The following is a 22,706-nucleotide window of genomic DNA, read 5'->3' on the forward strand; positions in this document are numbered from 1 at the left end:
CTCTATATCAGTTTTATTTTCTGTATCAAATCATTATATGTGACTACTGAATCGTCGCAGATATTCAAATCCACCACATAGCTTGCATCAAGCACGCCTTGCATCACATTGATGGACGTAATCTTAGGAAACTTGTCCTCAATCTTGTATGCCTCTTCGTAGGTCATGGCGTAACTTGCCTTGTAGGAATCCTTGTCTGAATCGTTGTATCCTACATTGAGCAGCTTCGACTCAAATTCCTCCAGATAGGGAGAGCCGACCAACAAGGAGCGAATCTCGTCTATCTGCATAGGTAGCGTGTTCGTTTCTCCGTTCGACTTGGCAAACGAATAGTAGTACAAGTAAAGTTCCGCATACCCAGCATCATCGAGTTGGCGAATATTGGAAATCTTCACCAGTTTGTCTTGCTTGTGCGAACTTTTCACCTCGATGCCGATATTTTGGAATTGGAAATCCTTGTCTTCCGCATCCGCTCCTTTCCAAGCGTCAATCACCTCGCTTGTGGGGAAATTTTCGTTTAGGAGGGTCTTAATGAACTCCAGTTCACCGTATAGGCCCACTTGTTCCTCGGTGCTGAGTGTCTGCACAGGTCCACGGCTAAAGATGTTGCGCCAACTATTGATTTTCAACGTGAAGATGGAAACAGCCTCCGATTCTGCCTCCATCGGCATGGTGGCAGAGATGACATCGGCTGCAATCTTGGAGAAAGTGTCGAGAAATCTTTGGTTCAGCAATGTGACAACAATCCCCTTGGTCTCGCTCGAAAGTTTCTCCACGGCGATGTTTACGTTGTAGTATTTCTTTTGCTTGATGTCCAGCTCACGCTCCATGCTTACAGCTAATAGAAATGAAACCGTTTGGTCATTGGCACGCAGATAGATGGGAGCCTTGCTCTCATCCATCTTCATCATGGTGGATACACCCTCATCCTTCAGGTTCTCCCAAATGAGTTCTATATGTTTGATAAGTTCATTCTTTTTCATCCTCGATTAATTTGAAAGCGTTATAATTGCCTCTGTACTCATAGCGGATGGCTTCTTCGTCGGCATCCTTGATTTGTGGCAGACTGAGTACATAGGTGAACACGTCACTCTTTTTGTCGTTGAAGTCCATGTTGAAGAGTAGAAGCAAGCCGTTGGTGCTCTTTCTCACAGCCTTGGCGCAGTTGGCGTAAGGTTGTGTAGGCTTCTTTCGCTTTGTCTTTCCTTCTGCATTGTCCTTTTCCCACTTCTCTATCGACATTTGCAATGCCTTTTGATATTCCTCGTCCGTCAGGTCGAGCGATTCGTAGGTAGGACCGGAGACCGCAGCATTGTTGGCGATGTAATACTCAGAGTCGGCATTGTTTCCACGAGTGGACGCTCCTACCAACAAGCTTTCCACCCCAGTGTCGAATGCCCATTTAGCGTTGGCTCTGCTTACACTCGCCAAAACCACCGTCCAGTTCGTCAAGTTTCCCTTTGCCATCTGGCGTTGCATGTAGGCTGTCACCAAGTCTGGCTTCAACTGCTCGGTAGAGGTCTTGAATGCATTGATGAAATTTACCACTTGCTCGCCTGTGCATTTCCAAGAGTAGTGATGGGATGGCACACCGAAACGCTTGCAAAACTCGGAATGTCCAAGGCTTCCCAAGAAGTCGAGCAACGCTTGCTTGTTGGCTTCCACCACCTTTGGGTCTTTCTTCAACTTGTAAGCCTGTAGGGTGGTTTTGTTCAGCGAGAGCCAGCCACGCACCGTTGCACCAAACTTGTTTCTTGCCGTGGCTTCCAGCACTCCAGGAAATCGCATCACCTTCATGCCGTATTGCTTAGGCTTAATGCCTTGGTAGTTCATATCGTCGAAATCATCACGCATGTGCTGTGTAGCTACGGCGATATTACGAAAGTTGACAGCCGTCTCTCGCTCGATATATAGGCGACAAGCATCTATGTATCCATCACGATAGCCAAACCATCTGCCCATCTGCATCAACGTGTCGAAGGTATTGCTGGTGCGGAAGAAATAGCTCACAACCAGTCCCTCCAAAGTGATTCCACGTGCCATCGTGTTTCCGCCGATGGCTATCACGTAGAGACCATTGGAAATCTCTTGCTTGTGGTTCTCATACTTGGCATAGTCGAGGCGAGTGGTGTTCTTGTCCTCATCCTCGTCGGTAGTGGAGTGAATCACTCTCACCTCATTGCGCACCTTTGCCGCCACGGTAGGTAGCTCTGCCTTGACTGCTTCCCAAGACACCATTTTGAGCCTTGATGCCCAGTCGGGATATTCCTTGCAGATGGTCTTGTTGCTTGGAGTTATCTTGTCGGTGTATATCTTTTTCAGTTCAGCCACGAAAGAAGGGTTGTCGCCCAAGGCACTGATGCAGTCGCAATATTCATTCACCTTGATGTTGACGAGGCGATATACGTCATCTTGCTTCTTGATGTACTGCGAGGTGTTGATGAGCATCGAGCTGTGCGCCACCTTCTGACCTCTCGCCCTGCGCAAGGCAGTACTCACGAAGAAGTGCTTAATAGCTTCTATCAACGATGGAGGCAAGTCTTTCAACAGTTTCTTCTTTCTTCCTTTTACGTTCTCCTCCAAATAGTCACCCTCCTTGATGTACTCGATGATAGGCAACTCTGGCTTTTCTTCCTCGTCAACCGACGAAGGTATGCCAAACAACACGTTAGGACCGATATAGTTGCTCGGTGCTGTGAGGTTGATGATGAAATTCTTCGGGAACAGGTCGTCTTGGCAGATACGGTATTTCGCCCCATCGCTTTCCTCAATGCACTCCTTGAACTGCGGAGACTCTGGGTCAATGAAGATGTTGGCATACGGTGTGGCGGTATAGCCTACATAACAACGACGCTCGAAGAGTGAGAGGATGGCTCTTATCTTCGAGTTGATTTTGGATATGTCTTCCTTGCTGTATTCGGTGTTGATGGAGGCACTGTCTGCCTCATCGTCGATGATAAACAGCGGTATGTTTTGTATGATAGGATAACCATCGTCGGCAGGCACGCCATGCTGCGAGAACATACGAAGGATGCTGCTCAATATGGAGGAGTTCTTCTTGCAGACCATGATGGTAGGGTCTTGCGAGGTTAGTACACCGCCTATGTTAATCTTCTGCGAACCGAAATCGCCTTTCAGCTTGCTTGAAGTCAAGTTGATGACGTTGGGGTGATTCTTGTACTTGCCCACGCCGATGGCTTTTCGCAAGTTTGGGTCATCTACATCGGTGATACGACCGATAGCTCCCTTGTCGAGGCGTGATTGCGTTTGGCTTCTGAGGTCATTGTACATACCTGTCAACACCAAGATTATCTTGTAGCCTACGTCCATAGCCTTGTTAGCCAATCCCACGAAATTGCCAGTCTTACCAGACTGCACGTGTCCCACGACCAATCCTGCACGATACCAGTTGCCTTCCATACTTGGGTTGGCGAGCTTGTTGAGCATGATGTCGGTCGTACGGTCTATTTCCAAGATGGCAGGAGCTGGCAAGGTCAGGCTTTTCTTGTAGTCGTTCCAAAAGCGGAATGGACATCCGCTTCTGGCTCGGAACTCCGTCAGCCAGTCGGCACCTTCCTCCTCGTCCTGCATGATGGTGGAGGGGAGCTGGTAAATCTTTCGGTCAGCAGAAATGATGGCTACAATCTCCACCTTCTGCATATCGGGGAATAGAGGCAATAATTTTTCTGCCACATCCTCCATGTCTTGGTATGTGGGCTGCTCGGGTAATAAATGCTCGGCTATTGCACTTATTTTGTTTGCGATTTCTTCTGCCATTGTTATAAATTCAGTGTGAACTCAGCCTGTTCTTCGGCCTCTTCACGGTTCATGCCTTTTCTCATGAAGCTCTCGACGAGTTCTTGCCTGATGGCGGTCAGCTCATCGGGAGTGTCCTCATAAGGCGGTGATATTTTCTTGCTTTCGCTCTTGGAAGCCTCGAAGCTAATGCTCTCGGCTGGTATGGTTTCCGCAAGCAACTTTAGGAGTTTTCTCAACTTGGAGGCTTTCGACTTGTCCAATTCGCCGAGCAATTCCTTCACATAGGGATAGTTCTCATTGATGGAGTAATATTGCTTGCCATTCCGTTCGCTTACGCTGTTCCAAAGCGGTATGTACGCCTTGCCTTTCTTGGGTTGGAATTTCTGTTTTGTACCTCGGTAGCTGTAGGTCTCGTATGCCATTCGGCGTATCTTCTTGGCTATCTGCCCCAAGGTCTCACGCAAGTAGTCGGGCGGTGTGGCTTTGGACTTTTTGATGTCAATGTCCCAGTCGAAGTCGTAGTTGTTCGTCAAGTCCACGCAGATACGCCCCAAGTCGTAGTGGTGTTCTTGGAGCATGGCTGTGCCGTCGGGCTTTAACCCAAGCCAACCTCCTGCTGTCAGCAATCGGTCTTCCCGATAGATGTAGAAACCTTGCATCTGCGTCCATCCTCTTCTGAAACCAGCTTCCTTGTATTCGGCATCGGTGAAGTAGTTGCGGTGTGGCATCACCCATCCCTTGATTACGACATTGCCACCATACAACGATGTAGGTGGCAACTCTTTCTTTAACGAACTGTTCATGTGTGGTAGGAAGGGATTCCAAGGCTCTACTGGCACGCCGCCGATGTGAATTTCCAAACGACCGTCTTCGATGAAACGATGGAATACTAAGGAGAGATGACGGCGAAGAATGCCTTTCTTGTTGTTGAAGTTTTTCTCGGCTTTTGCGTCTTTGTCGGAAATGATTCTGTCCAGTTTCTCCCAAACCACAAGTGTACCTGATGGTAATGTGGAAACTTTGTCGATATAGGCTTGTGGTGCATCTTTGAGCAGGCACCACTTGTTGTGCTTGATGATAAAGTCCAAGTCCCAGCACCTTGCGGAAATCTTGCCTTCATGCTTCGTGATGACCGATAGTCGCTTGCACTGCGAGAAAGTGGCGGTCTTCAGTCCAAGCCCGAATCGTCCCAAGTCTTTTCTCTTTCTCTTTAGCGAGGGGGAGAAGCTGCCCAGTCGCATTGCCTCCACAAGTCGCACCTCGCTCATTCCCTCGCCGTTGTCGAGTATGTAAATCTTCGTGTCAGAGCCTTGGAATGGGCTGTCGATGTCTATGCGAGAAGCCTTGGCGGTGATGCTGTTGTCTATCAAGTCGGCAACGGCAGTTTCGAGCGTGTAGCCTATCGAGCGAAGGCTTTCCACCATCGCCCCAGGGTTGGGCTCCAAGTATTCCAAGTTTTCAATCTCTGCCATTTGTCTGAAGATTTATTCGTTATACATTTTCTTCTTGCAAGAATCGACTTGCGAGAGAGAGAGACTTTATCTATTCTCTATCAAATCCAAGCCTTGCTCCCTGTAGAATGGGAAGCGAGTATCGCTCGATACCAAAGGCAAGTGCTCGGTGATGGCTTGGCTGATGATAACGTGGTCTGATGGGTCTTTGTGTCCCATTGCCTCGTTTAGCTGTAGATGGGCGTAAGTCTTCATGTGCTCGGTCTTCAAGGGCAAGACCGTCAAGTTGTACTCGTCGACCAAGGACTGAATCATATCACTTGCCGTCTTCCAGCACTTGGAAGCCAAAACCTTGTTGTTGAACGCCACAATCATCTCACGCAATGTCTCTGCACTGATGCAGAGGATATTGTCGTAATCATCTATCAGTGCCTCGACATCGGGGCAAAGTCTGTCTGGCTCTGCTATCATGTTCATGACCACGCAGGTATCTATCAAATATCTCATCTTCTCTTAGTAGAACAAGCTTTTGTCATATACCGTTACGGTGCCTCTGTATTTCTGCATGGCGAGCCATGTCTTGCTATGCTGCTTCTCGGAGGCATTGTATGTCTCCGTGGTTTGCTTTGTTCTTTCGTTTGTATCCATAGTCTTCGTTGTTAAAACGTTTAGTCTATATTGGATGACAAAGATACGCTTTTCTTTCCGTATCTCCAAATATCTTGTTTTATTTTAACGTTTTATTAGTAATCGCCAAATGTTTTCGGAGAAAACTTACTTCCACAGCGGCTCTTCCTCCCAATGGGCAGGAAAGCCCATCAGTCGAGTGCTGACGGAAGGATGCTTTTCAAGCATAGCCTTGAAATCAGCTACAAAGGTATTCTTGGGATAGATGCTATTCAGCCAATAAGTAATACAACACAGTTGGGGATAGATGGTCTCTTGGCGAAAGGAGAAATCGGAAATCCAATCTTGTGGCATTCTCCTTGGAGTCTGAGGCTTGACAGGGAATCGCCGGTTCCAAACTCTGGAGTGATGGGCGCAATAATTGCGCAACGCCACCAATGTCTCCATCCAACTCTTCAGAAACTTATGGTGGTTCAGACCAAACTCACGAGCTACTTGGTGCTTGGCAGTGGCATCCCTGAAATTGCCGAACAGCTTGGAAAGCGTGCCAAACGAGACAACCTCCAAAGTCTTCCATACAGGAGGTAGGTCTGGCTCTGCATATTTCAGGAAATGCTCTGTAATGAACTCTTCACGAGAACGCTTCACCTCGGTACGGATATGTTCCAAGTTAGAGTGGAAGAAGTCGGGATTGCCGGCAAGGCTTTCATCCATAAACCAAAATGCCCCAAAGGTCGGCGTGAAGTGCTTGATGATTTTCGTGCGGATGGCAACCTCAATGGTTTGGATGGCGGAAAACAACAAGGCTTTGAGTTCCTTGTCAAAGTAATAATAATCCAAAATCTCGGAGAAATGACAATTCTCCTTGAACTGGTGTGTGGTATGGTCAGCTTCCATATATCGCCAATAATCAGCCAAGCGAAAATAGCTGATGACATCCAAGGCTTCTCTTGCCTGACTCTCATCTTCGACAATCAGTCCTCGTTGTCTGAGAATGCTGATTTGTTCCGCTGTAGTTATGGCTTGCTTTGTATATTTCATACCCTCATAAAATAAAAATGTCCCGCTGGGTACGCTGTTCTTATGGGAAGCGAGCGGGATTTGTCGATGCAAAGATACGATGTTTTTCTGTAACCTCCAAATTTTCTTGCAGAAATTTTCTGAAAATATCATATTTCGCCTATTTGTGGCAATATATTCTCTCGAAAATATTGGTAGCAATCATCATCCCAATATGGTTCTTTTAGATTCGGACAGACAACGGATTTCATGCAGCAACGGCATCATAAAACGAAAAAAGCCGAGCTAAATCATAGCCCATCCTCCATTATACCGCTTTAAGTTACAAGCGTTCAAAATTCAATCTCGATTTCTTTGAGTTCGCCTTTACGTATTCTCTCGTGCATATCTTCAAGCACCATTTGCTTATGCGCCTTCAGCCTCTTCACCCATTCTGCCGCCTTGGGTGAATCACTCTTGATAATAATCGGGTCGTTGACACGAAATGACCCTGTATTTGATTTCTTCATATTCCTCTGTTTGTTGGTTCATACTCATTTCCAAACACCTCAGCCCACGACAGCACTCTCGGCTTCGGCGCAGGTCCATTGAGTTTCATGTACTTCACTTGTGCCAATCCCGAGCTAGGACGAGAACTTATCTTCCTTTCATATTCTGCAATCACATTTCCGTTTTCATCCTGCACTTGGCATTTCGTCTTACGAGCTTGCTTGTGCGCCTCGCCCACCTTGTAGGCTTGCACAGCTTCCTCCACCTCTTTCTCGAAGGCATCACGCTTGAGCGTGCCTATCTTACTGGTGTACTTATCTTGGAAGTCATCGAACGAAATCATTTTCATCTCTTCCATTATTTTTGTCATGTGCGTTTTGGAAAGTATCTAAGTAAGAATAACTTCTCCATCCTTAACCTTGTCAATAGTGGCTTTTCTATGATAATCATTTTTTGTAAACTCATTTATCCAAATAAGCCTTCTTGTGCCATCACCATAAGGTTGCAATCTGAAATGCCCACTTACCTTGAAAGACTCGTCATTGCATATTTCTGTATACCACTTGCTATCAAAACGGTAGTAGTCAAGTCCTGCCTCTACTATAGTCTGAGTTTTCTTGTTCTTTTTTACCTCTTTTCTTATTGTGGTTGACACTTTGCCTAATTGAACTTCTGCCCATTGTCTTAGACACAAATAGTCCAAGACCATATCTATATAATCTCTGATATTTAACTCAGTACAACCATCTATAAGTGGTAAAACCATACAGTCCAACTGATGCCCATTTCCCTTAATCTTATCCTTTGGTGAGACACAGATGTAGTATGTTGGTATAGACAAATATTTGTCGAGATTATCTTGAAACACCCACAATGTGAGACAGCCATTCTTTATGCTATACACGACATAACACCCTGACATAAAATATGGACTGCGAACAATCCCATTCTCATTATCAAGCTCTTCGAGAATATCCATGTGAAACTGGGTAAACTTCATATAGGATTTATCCATTGTGTCAACAAAAGTTTTCGAGAATACCACCAAATTGCGACAGTTACCCCTTAGAACAGAGAGTTCTCTTATTGCGTTCTCTCTGTCTGAGTCGATACCACTACCATGGTTATTACACCAATTAAGAATACTTTGCGGCAAACCTCTTTTGTCGAGATTAAACAAGTATCGAAACAATGTGATGTCATTTATGCTTTTGCTCTTCATATTCCTCTGTTTGTTTTTTATTCATATTTCCATAATATAAAAACAACCCGCACATTTGAGCATCAGGGAGAGGCTTGGCGGGTTCTAGTACTGCAAAGATACTATATTATCTTTGAATTGCCAAATGTTATTGGAGAAAACTTATGAAATCTCTTGCATATTCGAGAAAAACTTCTTACCTTTGCAACCAAGAAAAGAAAGTGTTTGCAGGATGCCCCGATGCGCCTGCCAGCACTCTAAAAAAGATAACAGCGAGTTCCGATGGCATGCCTTTGCCGGAATTCGTTTTTTATGTCCAATCAAAAACAACAAAGGACGCAAAGCATCTTGGCCTAACGTCCTTTGATTTCCTTCCGTCAAATGATGGATGAACTCTGCTGCAAAATTAAGTATTTTTTCGCTTACGGCAAAATATTCCAAATGTTTTTTGATGCGACACGAGTTATTTTAACAGTTTTATTAGCTTTCACACCGCAATGCCACTACGCATGACATCCTCGTAAAGAGGAGAAGGGTGGCTCTCGTCTATCACCACAGGCTCTATCGAAGTGTCCACGCCCAGGGTAGCAAGCCAAAGCGAGGATGTGGTGGCAAGCCAATCTCCCTGAAGCTTCGGGATAACGACCGCCACGTCAATGTCACTGTCCTTGTGAGCCTCATTGCGACTGCAAGAACCATACAGGTACACCTTGGCATCGGAAAGCAACGGAAGTATTGCCTCCTTGTAGCTACGCACTTTTATCAAAGCAGACTCTCTATCCTTAATTTCAGTTCTTTGGTTTTGTCTATTAATACCCTGCAATATTCTGGCGTTAGTTTCTTGACCAGCTCGTCCTTGTAAGAAGGATACTTTGCCTCTATGTTCATTGGCATCAACACATAAAGCCGACGTACAGCCACCGACCGCCGTTGTACATGACTTCCGCCGTGTCAACGTCGTAATCCGCCAACTCTTTCCAATATGTAACTTTGTCAACTCCCATAGCGTTATTGCAATTTTTATTGGGCAAAGATAAGATTTTATTTGTAATCGCCAAATGTTTTCGAAAGAATATTCTGATAGTTGTCAAAAAAGACTGAAACTTGGTGACAGGTGACAGTGACAGTCCAAAATTCCGCAACTCCCCTCTGAGTGGAAAAAGGGTGAAAGAGAAAGTTTATATTTATATATAAATATAAAAATTTAACATTAACAATTCTTTACTTTTCTCTTCGTCCTCCAAGGCGAAGGGTGCGCAGAAGGGAGGGGTGCGGAAAATCGGACTGTCACTGTCACCGTCACCAAAGTTTCAAAGGTAAAAAGGTAAAAAGTAAAAAGGTAAAAGGAGCTTTCTTGCTTTATGAAGATGCCCTTACTTGGTAAAGATGCTCCTGCTTGATTCTTGCTTGATGAGAACTCTATGTTTCTTCCTCGACAAAACTATGTTTCTCTGCCCGAAAGTCGTGCCTCCCCTACCCTCAGCGACGCATTTCGGCGGAAGTGCTGAAAATCGTCCCTTATCACATGTCGAAATTTGGTGGTGTCGGAAAATTGTTGTACCTTTGCATCGTGATTCAGAGAAAGATGCATCGCTCTTATGGACACCATGCCGCTAAGGCTAAATTAACCACAAGGGGAGGCCTCCCCGATAAAGGAACACCCCACTAAGTAAACACTAAACATTAACCATTAAACACTTAAAATTATGGCAACTAACACTAAAGGAACTTTGAAGTACAGAAAGATTCAGCGCACCCCTCAGACTGGCGAGAACGCTGGCAAGAAGAAGTGGTACGCCACCGCAGTGACCGACCGGGAGATGTCGTTCGAGGACTTTGTAAGTCACATCTCCGACCACGGCTCCCCTTACTCCCGTGGCTGCATCCACGGCGTGCTGATGGATGCCCTCGACCACCTTCAGGAACTGGTACTCGACGGCAAGAGCGTCCGACTTGGAGAGCTCGGTCTCTTCTCCATGGGCATGACCTCAAAGGCGGAAAATACCCGCAATGATGTGACGGCACAGAGCATCCTGGGCGTACATCTCATCCTCAGAAACACCCGCTCCTGGAGCAACTCTGAGCTCAGCAAGAAATGCAAGTTGCAGGAGTATGGCACCTACGGCACTACCGAGGAGACCGACGGCGACCCTGATTCTCCATCTCAGGGCACAGGCAGTGATTCTCAGGGCACAGGCAGCACTACAGGTGGCGACTCTAAGGGCGATAACCCTTCAGGCGGTTCCCAGACTGGCACAGAAGGCTCTGATGGAGGCGGTTCTGATGGAGACTATGAACTTAAGTAGCGCCTGAACTCTCTTAACCCTAAAATATTAACCCTTTAAAACTTTTACCACTATGAAGAAAGAAACTTGGAAAACAATTCTGCAAATCGCGATCAGCGTACTCACTGCATTGGCCACCACGCTCGGTATCACGAGTTGCACGGCAATCTAACGTGAAAACGCAAAGGGATAGACAAAGAGAAAAAGCAGCAACCACACAGATGGTTTGCTGCTTTTTCTTTCCTCCTTACAATAAATTCTTGTATCTCAACCTACTTACCAAGGGAAATCATCAGGGTCGTTCTTCTCGTATGTACGTTGATTCTTGTTCAACCCACTAATCGTTTCCATGTCTTTTGGCGACAACTCAAAATCAAAGATTCTGACATTCTCGTCAGTGTAGTCATCATTGTCGCAACGAGGTATTGTAATGAGGCCTCGCTGCATATGCCAACGCAAGATGACCTGGGCTACAGAAGCAACAGACAACTGCTGAGTAAAAGATAAAGAACAGTTCTGAAAAATAACTGTATCTAAAAAGAGAGGACTCCGAAAAGTCCTCTCTTATTTTATCCTATCCTTCAATATCATTTATTCTATCACCCAATCCTCTATGCTTCGCTGGTCTTCCGAGAAGTTAACAGCCACTTTCACAACCTTCCGCCCATCATCGGCAAAAGCCTTGGCATAGTCCTTGCCGCTGATTTGCGCCATGGCAGCATTGGCAGACTTCTCATATTTCAACTCAAAGATAAAGATACTCTTATCCGTCTTGAGCACAAGGTCTATTCTTCCATCCGAAGTGGTATGCTCCACCTTCACATCTTCGCCAAGCATGGTAAAGATGGTGAACATCACGGCTTGATAATGACGCTCATTATTATTGATAATCGTATATGGGAACTTATCATAGAATGCCTTCAAGTGAGGCATAAAGGCTCCCATGTCGTCATTGATGAGCACATTCTTGGAATAAGCATACACGATGGCATCATATCTTTTCATGTCTTGCGCAGTATAATACCAGACGAGACTTTCCGAGAAACCTTGTCTTACTTCATAATTTGGGAAACAGAGATGATACAATTTACCATTTTTTTCGTATCCCTTAATAGTTAGATAGCCACTTTGGAAAAGGACAGGAATAGGATCAGTAAGCCTTTCCGTAGGTGTATCAAAACGTGATGCCTGTATCCACAGATCGTCCAGATTGAGCATGTCCAAATTCTTCTGCTGCATCAGTTCTATCAGGAACGTAGGCGTACCAGATGGTAAACCAATAGCTATTAAACTCCTTATCGTCCAAGGCATTGATAATGCTGTAAGGATTGAAGATATCCTCGCTATTGATACTGAAATGGTAGCCATCATAATGCTGCTTGAGTTGCTGCAAGGTCTCCTCATAAGTGAGTCCATTATGCTCAGCCATCTCCTCGATGCCCTCACGGAAATATTGAGTCAATTCACTCTTGGTTATACCACAACAGCTACTGTATTCATCTTTCAACGTGAGAATCTTGAGATTGTTCAACTCGCTAAAGATGCTGAGCTGACTAAACTTGGAGTCACCCCTCCAGAAGTTCCTGCCATGCTCTCCAAGCGGTCCCTCGGGGATCACGTGATGGGGAATCGATGAACATGAGATGAGCAGCCGTTGCTCACGAGGCGGGCAACAAGTGCCCAAACTAAGAACCCAAATTTGGCTGTAGTTTCCTATATTTAGTTGACTACATAGTTCCTTATTCCTATTGTAAGTTGACAATTATTTTCTCTATTCCTAATTCTACTTGTCAATCTTCTATCTTATTCCTAGTTAGTATTTACATACTTCATTCTAGTTCCTAATAGAAGTAGACAAAGGACCCACCCCTAGGGGTGGATCGCGGTTTTTACAATTTTGCTGCAAAATTAATCATTTTTCCTGAACTGACAAGGATTTTATGTACTTTTCCCTATAACTTGTCCAATTTTTCTTTAAACTTCCCTTTTGTTTCGCAGCTTCCTTTGGTGTTAGCATCCCGATACTTCCATGAGGGCGTAACTCATTGTAAAAGTGTACTGCCCTTTCTAAAGCCTCTTCTACTTCCTGTAAAGAAGTAAAAGAAAGCCCCATGAATAACTCGTTCTTCAACGTGTTATTGACACGCTCTGCTACAGCATTATCCTTCGGATTGCCACATTCTGTCATGCTAGGTATGATACCGTATTCCCTTAGTAATTTGATGTATTCGTTACTAGCATATTGTACACCTCTATCGGAATGATGGATTGGTGTAATAATATCCTTATAACTTTCCATGCGCATTAAGGCCATGTTTAGGGCTTTCAAAGGGAACCTGGTGGAGAGTGACTCACCGACAGAATAGCCAATGATTTCTTTTGTGTAATAATCCGTAATCAAAGAAATGTAGCAGAAATGATAAGTGCCTTGTTCGGCATCATCCCAAATCTTCTGATATGTAATGTCGCTCACCCAAACTTCATTGGGTGATGATGGTATCAGTTCTTTTATCTTGTTGGGGTATGTGGGTAACCCATGACGAGAGTCCGTTGTACGAGGTTTTCGGTTGGAAGAACGCACTCCCAACTTGTACCTTGATATTATATCCTCGAAACGGCAATGTCCCATGGCGTTCTCTTCTCCAAACTCCTTGCAATACATCAGCCAGAGTTTACGACCGCCGATACCTGGATCTTGCTTTCTAATAGACTTAACATACTCTATTACAAACGATTCCTCTGCCAAGGCTGCAAGCATATTGTCTTCGTGCTGATAATACGCTTGACGAGTAAACCCAAACAGTTTACAGAGGCCAGAAACACTATAGTTTTTGTCCTCTGCACGAAGTTCCTTTACTGTTTGGGTCCAGATTTTTTTCGCACAGGAATCTTATAAAGACGCTCTGCAATATCAATCATCTTGTTATAGGCGGCAGCTGCCATCTTTGCCTCATGGAGTTCTTGCTCCATAGCTGCCAAGCGTTTCTTCAATTCAATGTTCTCCTGCGAGAGATTTTCTGGTGTTGCATTTTGCTTCATTTCTTCTACGATTTGTGGATTATTGGTTGCAAAGTTACCAAGAATTCTGTAAACTGAAGTACTGCTAATTGACATTTTTGCCATAATTTCTCTAACTGGTACATGATACTGATAATAACTGCGAGCTATGCTCAACGCTAAATCCATTTTGTCTTTGTCCATATTTGTTATTTTTAAGTTGATTTATACTGTGTCAACTTTTTCTAGGACAAGACAGGCAACACAATAATGATTGCCAAAATCAATCATCAACAAGAATAACCTTTAACCAGATATTCCATCATAAATAAATGAGACTTCCCAGCATCAGAACCGAGAAGTCTCATTCTTTTTATCTTATTATCTATCAAGTCTTTAAGCCGATATTTTCAACAGAAAATGAGACTATGAGACTTTTCTACATAAACTTTTCACGTAAGCGAAAACTATTGTCCCTTTCAACAGAAATGCTTATCCCTTAGATTGCATAAAGGAAGGTGCGGATGAACCAGTAGCAAACGATACCTGCGATGTAACCTACGAAAGCAATCCAGGAGATGTGCTTCATATACCAGCCGAAAGTAATCTTCTCCAAGCCCATTACTACCACACCAGCAGCACTACCGATAATCAGCATAGAACCACCTACACCGGCACAGTAGGCCAGCAACTGCCAGAAGACACCATCCACAGCCATATCGCCAGCGGCAGCCACAGGATACATTCCCATACATCCAGCCACCAGAGGCACATTGTCCACGATACTTGAAAGCACACCGATGATACCAGTTACGAGGTAATGGTTGCCATCGAATACGACGTTCAAGCCCTGACCCAAAACAGTCAACACACCAATCTCAGCCAAGCAAGATACTGCCATCAGGATACCGAGGAAGAAAAGGATGGTACTCATATCTACACGAGAAAGCAACTTGGTTACTCGCTTCTGAGTTCCTTCTGCATCCTGTCCGCGATGCAAACCGCGATAGAAAATTTCGGTAGCAGTCCAGAGAACACCCAATACCAGGAGGATTCCTACGAATGGAGGCAGGTGGGTGATACTTTTGAAGATAGGCACGAAGATCAGACCGCCTACTCCCAACCAGAACACAGCCTTGCGCTGACCTTCGGTGAAATCGCTGACCGCAGCATTCTGCTGGGCAGAAACCTCAGGCATCACGAGTTCGCCCTTCAACATAGTCTGAAGGATGAGAGCAGGAATCACCATAGAAACCACAGATGGGATGAAGATCTCTGCGATAACACCGGCTGCAGTAATCAATCCCTTGTTCCAGAGCATGATGGTGGTAACGTCGCCGATTGGTGAGAAAGCACCACCCGAGTTAGCTGCGATGATGACGAGGGATGCATAAACCATGCGGTCCTTGTGATCGGTGACGAGCTTGCGGAGAATCATGATCATCACGATACTGGTAGTCAGGTTGTCGAGGATGGCAGAGAGGAAGAAAGTGAGAATAGCAATACGCCAGAGGAGCCCACGCTTAGACTTGGTTTTCATCACCTTGCGAACCCAGTTGAAACCGCCATTCTGGTCTACGATTTCCACGATGGTCATCGCACCCATCAGGAAGAAAAGTGTAGTAGCGGTATCGCCCAGATGCTCCTGGATGATTCCGGTCACCTTCTCTACCATACCTGCAGCGCCGCCTGTATAATCAGGGTGCATCAACTGGAGATACTGCATCGGATCCACCATGTAGAGGGTCCAACAACCTACCAACATCAACAGGGCAATCGCTGCTTTGTTTACCTTTGTCAAACTTTCGGTAGCTATGAGTGCATAGCCGAGCACGAAAACGACAATAATAGAAATTGTAAGTGTAGCCATTACTTTTTATTTATTATTAGATATTCTTTTCCTTTAGATATGATTTGGTACTCACAATTGCCAAACGGCTGCAAAGGTACAAAAAGAAAAGCAATAACCACCCTTTTCTGTATTATAATTATATAAAATCGTTTACTTAATTACGGTTTTAATCTCATAATAACCGATTTCGACCTATGAGGTTGAGGCATTTCATAAATTTACACATGCTTGTTGAATTCGGGGAAACTGAAAATGGCATCAGTATAACTAGTAAAAAATTAATTAGTAATAAAGTTCTTACTAATATATCTCTTACCTAAAAGATTATTACTATCTTAACATTACGCAACTTTGATGGTATTCGCAACGACTCACCCACAAAAACGAAGTTAGCTTCATCAGGCATCGAAAGTAGTTTCGGTGCCTGATGAAACTACTTTCGATGGACGATGAAGCTAATATACTTACGTTTAACAGCTGAATAACCCATTTGTTATCTACGGATATAAGGGAACAGAATACTTCTGCGACCGCAAGAAAGAGACGGATCTCATCATGAAGGCTTTGCAGAATGAGCGCAACATTGTTCTCATCTCTTCCCTCATCAACGCCAAATTCTCTGAAACAGTTTACTTAATTACGGTTTTAACCTAATAATAACAGATTTTCTTTGCGCATCTAACTGATTATTCTTACTTTTGCACATCATTAAGTAGTTTTTTAAAGCATCATCAATATGAAACATCATCATTATTATATGAAATATCTGTTTGTGCTTCTCCTCTTCCTTCCTACCAGTCTCATGGCACAGAACAAGGAAGAGAAGATGCCTGGACATATTACCAAAATACAGAAACTGGAGGATGTGAACGTAACAGGGCACCGTCCTCACTTCATCAGACTCAAGGGATATTATCGCAGTTACCAGACCAACGACTCTGTAATGAAATACTTCAACGACGGCATCGTGGAGTATTACATCAACCTGAAGAATGGAAAGACGGATCTCAATGCCTATTCCAAAAGAAATCTTCACAACAGCCGACTCGTTTCCGAAGACAAAAAGCGAGCATTCATGGTTAGTGACGAAGGAACCTTCCGACCTTGGCCGGAAGAGAAGACACTTATTGAGCAATATCGAAAGAAATATCAGCTGAAAGATTCACTGGGCTCTCAACTCGTCCTGCTCAATCAGCAGACAATAGGCAGTATTCAAACGGACAGCAGCCGGAATATCTGTCAGATAGAAATCAACCAGCTTCCTACCTACAAGAATCTGACGCACCAGCTTTTCGGTTATACCCAGACAGATATCTACGACCATGTGGTGGAAACCTATCAGATAAGTCCTGAAGATTACTATTCCTTCAAGGACCTGCTCTTCCAGAAATCAGACAACAGCTATCTTTTCTCTCATAAGAAAGACAAGCAGCAGCAACTCATCCATGTGATTACCGAGCTATATATCACGGAAAAGGAGTATGTAGAAAAGAAGCAATCCATCAAACCGGATTCTTCTACTCCCAAAGAATCAGCTGCCGCCATTACCGATTTCTGCATCAGAAACAAGATACCTTCCTTGCCTGAAGCAACAGAGCAGGAGATGCAGCAGTTGACTCCCTATAATCCTGCAAACATGAAAGAGATAAAGGAGTAAGGGGGCTAAAAATATTGCCTGATGAAATCGCTTACTTACGGATTTCTTCCAAAACCCGTTCTATTTTGCGTATCCAGTGCTCATCGATTTCCACTTTTTCGGCATAAGACTTGAAGTTCATCACCACGTCTTCCACTTCTTCTATGATACTAGAAGCATTTCTGATATCCTGTCTTTGTGCAAAAAGCATCAAATCCTGCTTCGTTATATTCTTTCGCTTGCCAAGAACCGTAAGTTCATGGTTACGATAGAAATGCGAATCAGGATCGGCGGAAAATACGATGTCGTAAGCTGGCGATATATGCCATTCTCCATTGGGATACATCACAAATGAGAAGTTCTTGGTATGGTCATCAACATTCTCTGCAAGAACATTAAACACCATTCTTCTATACTGCTGGGTTTGCTCTTCTGCAGACAATTTCAGTTTTCTACCCACCACAAACAAATCTTCGTAAGTATCAGCCAAGGAACTCATGGCAGCTAAAGTCTGAGTATATATTTTTCTACCCTCCACTCTATCAAAGCGTTGGGTCAGGAAATTCTGGGTCCCTTCAATCTCTACCAAACGAGAAGGCATCATGTTGATACCGGCATCCTTGGCCATCAGATAATAAGCCATTTCTACCCTGGTAAAAGGAAGTTCATTTTTCCTGCTTGTATCAAACTTCAATATATAGTGCTTAAAGTTAGTTGGCAAATCGGCTTGGCCAGAACGAATAATACCTGTAGCCTCATCCATACCGATAATAGCCTTAGGACGCTGACCACCAGCGGAAGTTCCCACCTTGTACAGATTTTCCAGAATAAGACTGTTGCTCATATCAATGTTCACATCCTGCCTGTCCAGAAATATCTTATTGGCAAGTTCATAAAGTGAAGCCAACTCGATATTTACAGATGCATCCTCCTGGATATGAGCAGGCTGAAATTCCAAGGCACCCATTGCTCTCTTACCGATAAAAGACAGTCTATCCACTGAATTTACCATTTTGGATTGCAGATGATTGGCTTCCATCCATTTCTGGAAGACCACATTTCCCCAATGGTCAGGCAGAGAATCTGCTATGAACTCAGGCAAACCTGCATAAAGTTTTTCTCTGTTTCCAGACATAGGGAAAGTTCTTTGGACATAAACAGAATCCAACGGTGCTACCAATGGAGCAATATTCCATCCATACTGCATAAAATCCTTGTCGAATTGGAAGACAGAGCAGCTGCGCTTGTCATCCCAAGACAACAAGCCCACATTCTTATCCCACAAATTCACCTGCACAACATTATCTTTCATGTCTTACCCTTTCCTTCTTTTCATTCATTTTCTTCACTTGGCTAGGCAACATTGGCAGCGGCGGCAAGAGTTTCTCTGCTTCCTGCAGGAATCCAATGCTCCTCAACAGAGAAAGAATAGTGCCAAAGCCTATGTTCTTAGCTTCGCCTTTTTCAAACTGGCTAATGGTGAAAATGCTCACACCAGCCTTTACAGCCACCTCTTTCTGAGTGAGATTGCTGAACAGACGATATTGCTTGAATCGTCCTCCCAATTCTGATATAATCTCAGAATTAGACTTTGCCTCTATACCATATTCCGTAATCATGCTGCAAATATAGTTATTTCTTTATTTATCGCCAAATATAGGGTTAAATATTTAAATATCTTTAGTTATTGCAATAAAAAATATTACTGAAGATGCTTTGCAGATATACCATAAAGAGAAACGCCCAAGGTTACTGGCAAATTCTTTTTTCTATCAGTACACAGATTTCTTACGCAGCCCTTCTTGAAATAAGCAGGAAAATGAATTTCGCCATTACCGCTACTTGCCATAACAGCTACACCTATATAATATTTATGATTGCGCTCCAGTTTCAACGGTTCTTCTATCCAAACAGATAAATCCTTCTTATCTGAAATTTCGGATAATCGGACGTACAAAGGTCGATGCTGTACAGGCATAAAATTTGTTCCCTTTACTTCATAAATGATTAAACGAATTGTGCATGAAGCAAAAGTACATTTTTGTACTCGCAACTTGGCTGTTTTCACATAATAGTCTTTATTTACAACAAATAAGGGGCCCGTTTCATATTTCGTGTTTCTAACGTTATGAAATGCAACATCACCTGGTGCCCGAACTCCTTTCCCCAGAATGCCTTCCTGCTTTTTACTGGAAACAACAGTTACATCAGACAAATCACAGGTCTTTTCCTTCAACGTAAGTTGCAGCGAAGTCTTTTTGCTATATACATCATAAGGAATTTTACTGGTCTGATAACTGATATGACTAATCACAAGTTCCTGTTTCATACCATCGGGCACCACCAGAGAGAAATTTCCTTCCTTGTCAGATACTGCATATATACTATCTACATATACACTAGCGAATTCAACGTTCTTACCAAATTCATCTACAATATGTCCTTTTATAATAGTCTTATTTGCAGCAATACATGCCAAAGAAAAGAACTCGCAGACAATCAGAAAAAATATAAATCTCCTCATATTCATAGCTTTAAAATTTTATTAGAAATTATTTTATGCTTATATATACTGAATCATGATTTAAATATAGCAGCGTAAATCTTGCTCTTGATGCCAAGCCCGCCTTCTTCTAGCGGTTGGGATGCAGCCTGCAATGCAGCAGAGAACAGTTCCCGGTTTTCATGTAATCTCATATGATATTCCAGTTTCTTTTGTTTGACAATACTTTATCAGAGATAGGGAGTTTATAGCTCGTTACTCCATTCAGTGTACTACTGATAACCTGTGTATCAAGCTCCATATTTTCATATATAGCTCCAAGCAATGCCCTTACATAAGGGGTGTATGCCAAGGACAATTCTGCAAGTTCTTGCTTTTCTTCCTGCGAAAGTACTTCTATTGCCTTGCAGATGTTTGTTACACATTCATCGGGTGATGTTGCTGGAATTTCCTTTATCAAGCGCAACGCATCCAGTATCCTAAGCAATGGGATATTGCTTGAAGTGATAATATTTTCCTGCAAGAGGAAAGAAACCTTCACGCCATTTCGGATAGTAGGGCGACGATATTTGTTGGTACCTATTAATATAGATGAACTTATCTGAGTGGTAAGTCCCATAGATGCAAATGCAGCTGTTCCTGTTATGTAACCAACTATTTTTCCATCTTGCTCCAGAAAGTCTTTTACGAGTTCTGAGTCGGAAGGTTTCAGCGTTCCAAATATTGTTTTCTTAGGGATATAGTATTTCCCCTTAGCTATCTTCAGCAATTCGCCTTGGAGCACAAGACGGCTGAGGGCCTTGGCGAGTGCAGGCTGATACCGCATCTCCACACCAAAGTCTCGTGTTGTCAGTACAACTCCAGCAGGAGTTGATGACAATTTTTCTTTTATCTGTCTTGTTATAACCATATTACGTTTCTTTTTTCGATTGCAAAGATAGCAAAAAGTCTTGTTTTTTACGTCAAAAACTTGACTTTTTGCGTTTATTTAAACTTTTTTATCCCATTACATCACTATTGTTTCATTCGTTATATACAAAAACAATTATCCCGATAGGCAACAATATGCCTATCGGGATAATCCATATATATATATATATCTACATTTTCAAAAAATCTGCTTTACTGTGGCTGCAAAGTATAATCAATCTCACCATCCTGAGGACGATGAATGACTACCAATGTCTGATAGGTATCAAAGGTCTCATCCCAACCATCAAACTTCATCGGCAACTTGTCGATAGGGAAATAGCCATCGCCCTTGCCACCATAGCCATAGTTTACATGCACACGTCCCTGCTTGTCATAACCATCGATGACGAAAGAATGAGAGAAATAGTCTGCCTCACCATTCTTATAAGAAGTACCGCCATAAAGCACTGGGCGACCGGCACTCAACTCGCGGAATACAACCTCCTTCCAAAGCTTGGCATCCTGCGCATTAGGATAATCACGATAACCGTAATACTTCACTATGTAGCCAAACTTGGCAGGAAGTCCCGTTGCTGCCTCGGATGGATAGGCGGAGCTGACGCCCGAACCATAAGTGGTATTCACTGCCTCTCCACAATGAGCCATCAACTGAGCCACGGCATTTGCCTGGGCATCGGTGTATTCCACACCCTCGTAAGTAGGCAACATCTGGTTCCAATCAATCTTGGTGCCATCGGCATACTTTTCAGGATACTGATAATAATTCATAATCTGAGCCAAAGCCGTAGCCACACAGCCCGTAAGCGATGGTTGACCATTATCTAATGGAGTGGCATTATAATAAGGTGCATACTGATTCCAGGTTGTGGTGAGAAGCGCAGGAACTTCTTCCTTGCAGCCCTCAGGGATGTCATCACCCTCGCTCCAGGTGAATTCATCGTAACCACCTTCACCTACCTGGTTGCCATCATAATCGTTCAGGTAAGAATAGAACCAGACATCACCCTCTTCCTTGGTGCCATCAAACTCAGAATAACCGCCAGCTGTATAAAGACTTACATAATACTGGCTGCTTACATAGAAAGCATAATAGCCATTGCTTGCCGTACCCACAGGAGTAATCTCGGTAGAACCCTCCGGAACGGTGAAGCTGATGCTATAGCCTTCCTCGCCAAACGGTTTATCGATGGTATAGGTACCATCATCGTATGCCACGATGGTTGCCTTGAAACTGGTGCCCAAACCTACGGATGTATAAGTACCGTCAGCTCGCCAAAGCTCACTCTTGGTGCGCTGGAAGGTGAGCGAGATAGGCTCAGAATCGGCATAGTTCTCATCGTTGCTCGATGCGATAATCTGGATGGTATATTCGCCGATAGGCAGGTCGGTAAGGGTCACACTGTTAGTTTCCACACTACCCGTCTTCACCTCGCCATCTACGGTATAACTGTACTTGTAGTAATCGGCATGCTCCACTGCCGGCCATGAAATCGTGACACCGCCATTACCGGTTTCAGCCGTAGGAGTAGGCTTAACCAGCGGAGTCTTGGCATTGGTGGTTGCCTTGAGGGTTGCGATAGGCGAAGTGGTCTTATCGCTGTTCAAAGGCGAATATGCCCATACCTTCAGGGTGTAGGTGCTGCTAGGCTTCAAGCCCGTGGTAACTACAGATGTGGCAGCGGTTACACCACCCTGCACTACCTTTTCATCAGCATCGTAAAGTTCGTAGGCATACTGGGAAGCGCCAGCCACAGGCTGCCAGTTGAAAGCCAGCGAACTTACCGTCTTGCTTCCTTCGGTAACAGCAGGAGTCTCCAACTGCGTCTTCACCACATCGTCACTGCTGCAGGCAGTGAAGGTTGTGGCAAGGAGGAATGCTGCCATCAGCAGCATCCCCATCTTGCGTATTATTGATTGATTCTTTTTCATCGTTTTCTTTCTTTAAAAAGTTTC

General features: G+C 44.0%; 25 protein-coding genes. 3 read left to right on the forward strand and 22 right to left on the reverse strand.

The features are described 5' to 3' along the window. Positions 1-2 precede the first annotated feature (2 nt). The 11 genes from KUA50_RS09235 to KUA50_RS09285 form a co-directional block, all read right to left on the reverse strand. Entirely contained in the window at positions 3-983 is a 981-nt protein-coding gene (locus KUA50_RS09235) for a PD-(D/E)XK motif protein (protein WP_218457673.1), read from the reverse strand. Next, the gene (locus tag KUA50_RS09240) at positions 970-3,777 is read right to left on the reverse strand and encodes a Z1 domain-containing protein (RefSeq protein ID WP_218457674.1); all 2,808 of its coding nucleotides are present in this window, start codon (positions 3,775-3,777) and stop codon (positions 970-972) included. The genes KUA50_RS09235 and KUA50_RS09240 overlap by 14 nt, the downstream gene beginning before the upstream one ends. Before the next feature lie 2 nt (positions 3,778-3,779). Further along, positions 3,780-5,231, reverse strand: a complete 1,452-nt coding sequence (locus KUA50_RS09245; RefSeq protein WP_218457675.1) for an ATP-binding protein — start codon at positions 5,229-5,231, stop codon at positions 3,780-3,782. 66 nt (positions 5,232-5,297) lie between these two features. Then, the gene (locus KUA50_RS09250) at positions 5,298-5,717 is read right to left on the reverse strand and encodes a type II toxin-antitoxin system VapC family toxin (RefSeq protein WP_218457676.1); all 420 of its coding nucleotides are present in this window, start codon (positions 5,715-5,717) and stop codon (positions 5,298-5,300) included. Positions 5,718-5,723: 6 nt separating this feature from the next. After that, positions 5,724-5,858 (reverse strand): hypothetical protein, encoded by a 135-nt coding sequence (locus KUA50_RS09255; protein WP_256624326.1) that lies wholly within the window; start codon positions 5,856-5,858, stop codon positions 5,724-5,726. A gap of 126 nt (positions 5,859-5,984) precedes the next feature. Further along, the gene (locus KUA50_RS09260) at positions 5,985-6,878 is read right to left on the reverse strand and encodes an Abi family protein (protein WP_256624327.1); all 894 of its coding nucleotides are present in this window, start codon (positions 6,876-6,878) and stop codon (positions 5,985-5,987) included. A gap of 311 nt (positions 6,879-7,189) precedes the next feature. After that, a complete protein-coding gene (locus KUA50_RS09265) occupies positions 7,190-7,366 on the reverse strand; it encodes a hypothetical protein (RefSeq protein ID WP_218457678.1) in 177 nt (58 codons plus the stop codon). Next, a complete protein-coding gene (locus KUA50_RS09270; RefSeq protein ID WP_302687466.1) occupies positions 7,363-7,704 on the reverse strand; it encodes a hypothetical protein in 342 nt (113 codons plus the stop codon). The genes KUA50_RS09265 and KUA50_RS09270 overlap by 4 nt, the downstream gene beginning before the upstream one ends. Positions 7,705-7,734: 30 nt before the next feature. Continuing rightward, entirely contained in the window at positions 7,735-8,361 is a 627-nt protein-coding gene (locus KUA50_RS09275; RefSeq protein ID WP_256624328.1) for a hypothetical protein, read from the reverse strand. 348 nt (positions 8,362-8,709) lie between these two features. Continuing rightward, the gene (locus KUA50_RS09280; RefSeq protein ID WP_218457681.1) at positions 8,710-8,988 is read right to left on the reverse strand and encodes a hypothetical protein; all 279 of its coding nucleotides are present in this window, start codon (positions 8,986-8,988) and stop codon (positions 8,710-8,712) included. A gap of 46 nt (positions 8,989-9,034) precedes the next feature. Continuing rightward, positions 9,035-9,304, reverse strand: a complete 270-nt coding sequence (locus tag KUA50_RS09285; RefSeq protein WP_318346086.1) for a nucleotidyltransferase domain-containing protein — start codon at positions 9,302-9,304, stop codon at positions 9,035-9,037. Between the two features lie 949 nt (positions 9,305-10,253). Here KUA50_RS09285 and KUA50_RS09290 point away from each other — a divergent pair. Further along, on the forward strand, positions 10,254-10,853 hold the full coding sequence (locus tag KUA50_RS09290; RefSeq protein ID WP_218457683.1) for an HU family DNA-binding protein: 600 nt from the start codon (positions 10,254-10,256) through the stop codon (positions 10,851-10,853). A 52-nt stretch (positions 10,854-10,905) separates the two neighbouring features. Next, a complete protein-coding gene (locus KUA50_RS09295) occupies positions 10,906-11,004 on the forward strand; it encodes a smalltalk protein (RefSeq protein WP_218457684.1) in 99 nt (32 codons plus the stop codon). 104 nt (positions 11,005-11,108) lie between these two features. Here KUA50_RS09295 and KUA50_RS09300 read toward each other — a convergent pair whose 3' ends face one another. From KUA50_RS09300 to nhaD, 6 genes are all read right to left on the reverse strand, one after another. Then, on the reverse strand, positions 11,109-11,279 hold the full coding sequence (locus KUA50_RS09300) for a hypothetical protein (RefSeq protein ID WP_413777422.1): 171 nt from the start codon (positions 11,277-11,279) through the stop codon (positions 11,109-11,111). Positions 11,280-11,423: 144 nt separating this feature from the next. After that, positions 11,424-12,071, reverse strand: a complete 648-nt coding sequence (locus KUA50_RS09305; protein ID WP_256624330.1) for a PD-(D/E)XK nuclease domain-containing protein — start codon at positions 12,069-12,071, stop codon at positions 11,424-11,426. Further along, positions 12,007-12,363: an AAA family ATPase gene (locus KUA50_RS09310; RefSeq protein ID WP_256624331.1), complete on the reverse strand. Its 357-nt coding sequence runs from the start codon at positions 12,361-12,363 to the stop codon at positions 12,007-12,009. Before KUA50_RS09310 ends, KUA50_RS09305 begins: the two co-directional genes overlap by 65 nt. Positions 12,364-12,744: 381 nt before the next feature. Next, the gene (locus KUA50_RS09315; RefSeq protein ID WP_218458244.1) at positions 12,745-13,704 is read right to left on the reverse strand and encodes an IS3 family transposase; all 960 of its coding nucleotides are present in this window, start codon (positions 13,702-13,704) and stop codon (positions 12,745-12,747) included. Beyond that, a complete protein-coding gene (locus tag KUA50_RS09320; RefSeq protein ID WP_218458243.1) occupies positions 13,686-14,033 on the reverse strand; it encodes a hypothetical protein in 348 nt (115 codons plus the stop codon). The genes KUA50_RS09315 and KUA50_RS09320 overlap by 19 nt, the downstream gene beginning before the upstream one ends. 295 nt (positions 14,034-14,328) lie before the next feature. Beyond that, positions 14,329-15,699, reverse strand: a complete 1,371-nt coding sequence (nhaD, locus tag KUA50_RS09325; RefSeq protein WP_218457988.1) for a sodium:proton antiporter NhaD — start codon at positions 15,697-15,699, stop codon at positions 14,329-14,331. Positions 15,700-16,417: 718 nt separating this feature from the next. On the opposite strand from nhaD, the gene KUA50_RS09330 reads away from it, so the two are divergent. Further along, positions 16,418-17,338, forward strand: coding sequence for a hypothetical protein (locus tag KUA50_RS09330; protein ID WP_218457987.1), 921 nt, complete (start codon positions 16,418-16,420; stop codon positions 17,336-17,338). A 31-nt stretch (positions 17,339-17,369) separates the two neighbouring features. On the opposite strand, the gene KUA50_RS09335 is transcribed toward KUA50_RS09330, so the two are convergent. The 5 genes from KUA50_RS09335 to KUA50_RS09355 all read right to left on the reverse strand — a co-directional run bounded on the left by KUA50_RS09335 (position 17,370) and on the right by KUA50_RS09355 (position 22,682). Next, on the reverse strand, positions 17,370-18,629 hold the full coding sequence (locus KUA50_RS09335) for a type II toxin-antitoxin system HipA family toxin (protein WP_218457985.1): 1,260 nt from the start codon (positions 18,627-18,629) through the stop codon (positions 17,370-17,372). Next, entirely contained in the window at positions 18,619-18,936 is a 318-nt protein-coding gene (locus KUA50_RS09340; protein ID WP_006848442.1) for a helix-turn-helix domain-containing protein, read from the reverse strand. The genes KUA50_RS09335 and KUA50_RS09340 overlap by 11 nt, the downstream gene beginning before the upstream one ends. An 83-nt stretch (positions 18,937-19,019) precedes the next feature. Next, entirely contained in the window at positions 19,020-19,841 is an 822-nt protein-coding gene (locus tag KUA50_RS09345) for a carboxypeptidase-like regulatory domain-containing protein (RefSeq protein ID WP_218457984.1), read from the reverse strand. Positions 19,842-20,010: 169 nt separating this feature from the next. Further along, the gene (locus KUA50_RS09350) at positions 20,011-20,730 is read right to left on the reverse strand and encodes a DUF6088 family protein (RefSeq protein WP_218457983.1); all 720 of its coding nucleotides are present in this window, start codon (positions 20,728-20,730) and stop codon (positions 20,011-20,013) included. 212 nt (positions 20,731-20,942) lie between these two features. Next, a complete protein-coding gene (locus KUA50_RS09355) occupies positions 20,943-22,682 on the reverse strand; it encodes a C10 family peptidase (protein WP_218457982.1) in 1,740 nt (579 codons plus the stop codon). Positions 22,683-22,706: the final 24 nt, after the last annotated feature.

This window comes from Segatella hominis, from assembly GCF_019249725.2.
Lineage (GTDB): Bacteria > Bacteroidota > Bacteroidia > Bacteroidales > Bacteroidaceae > Prevotella.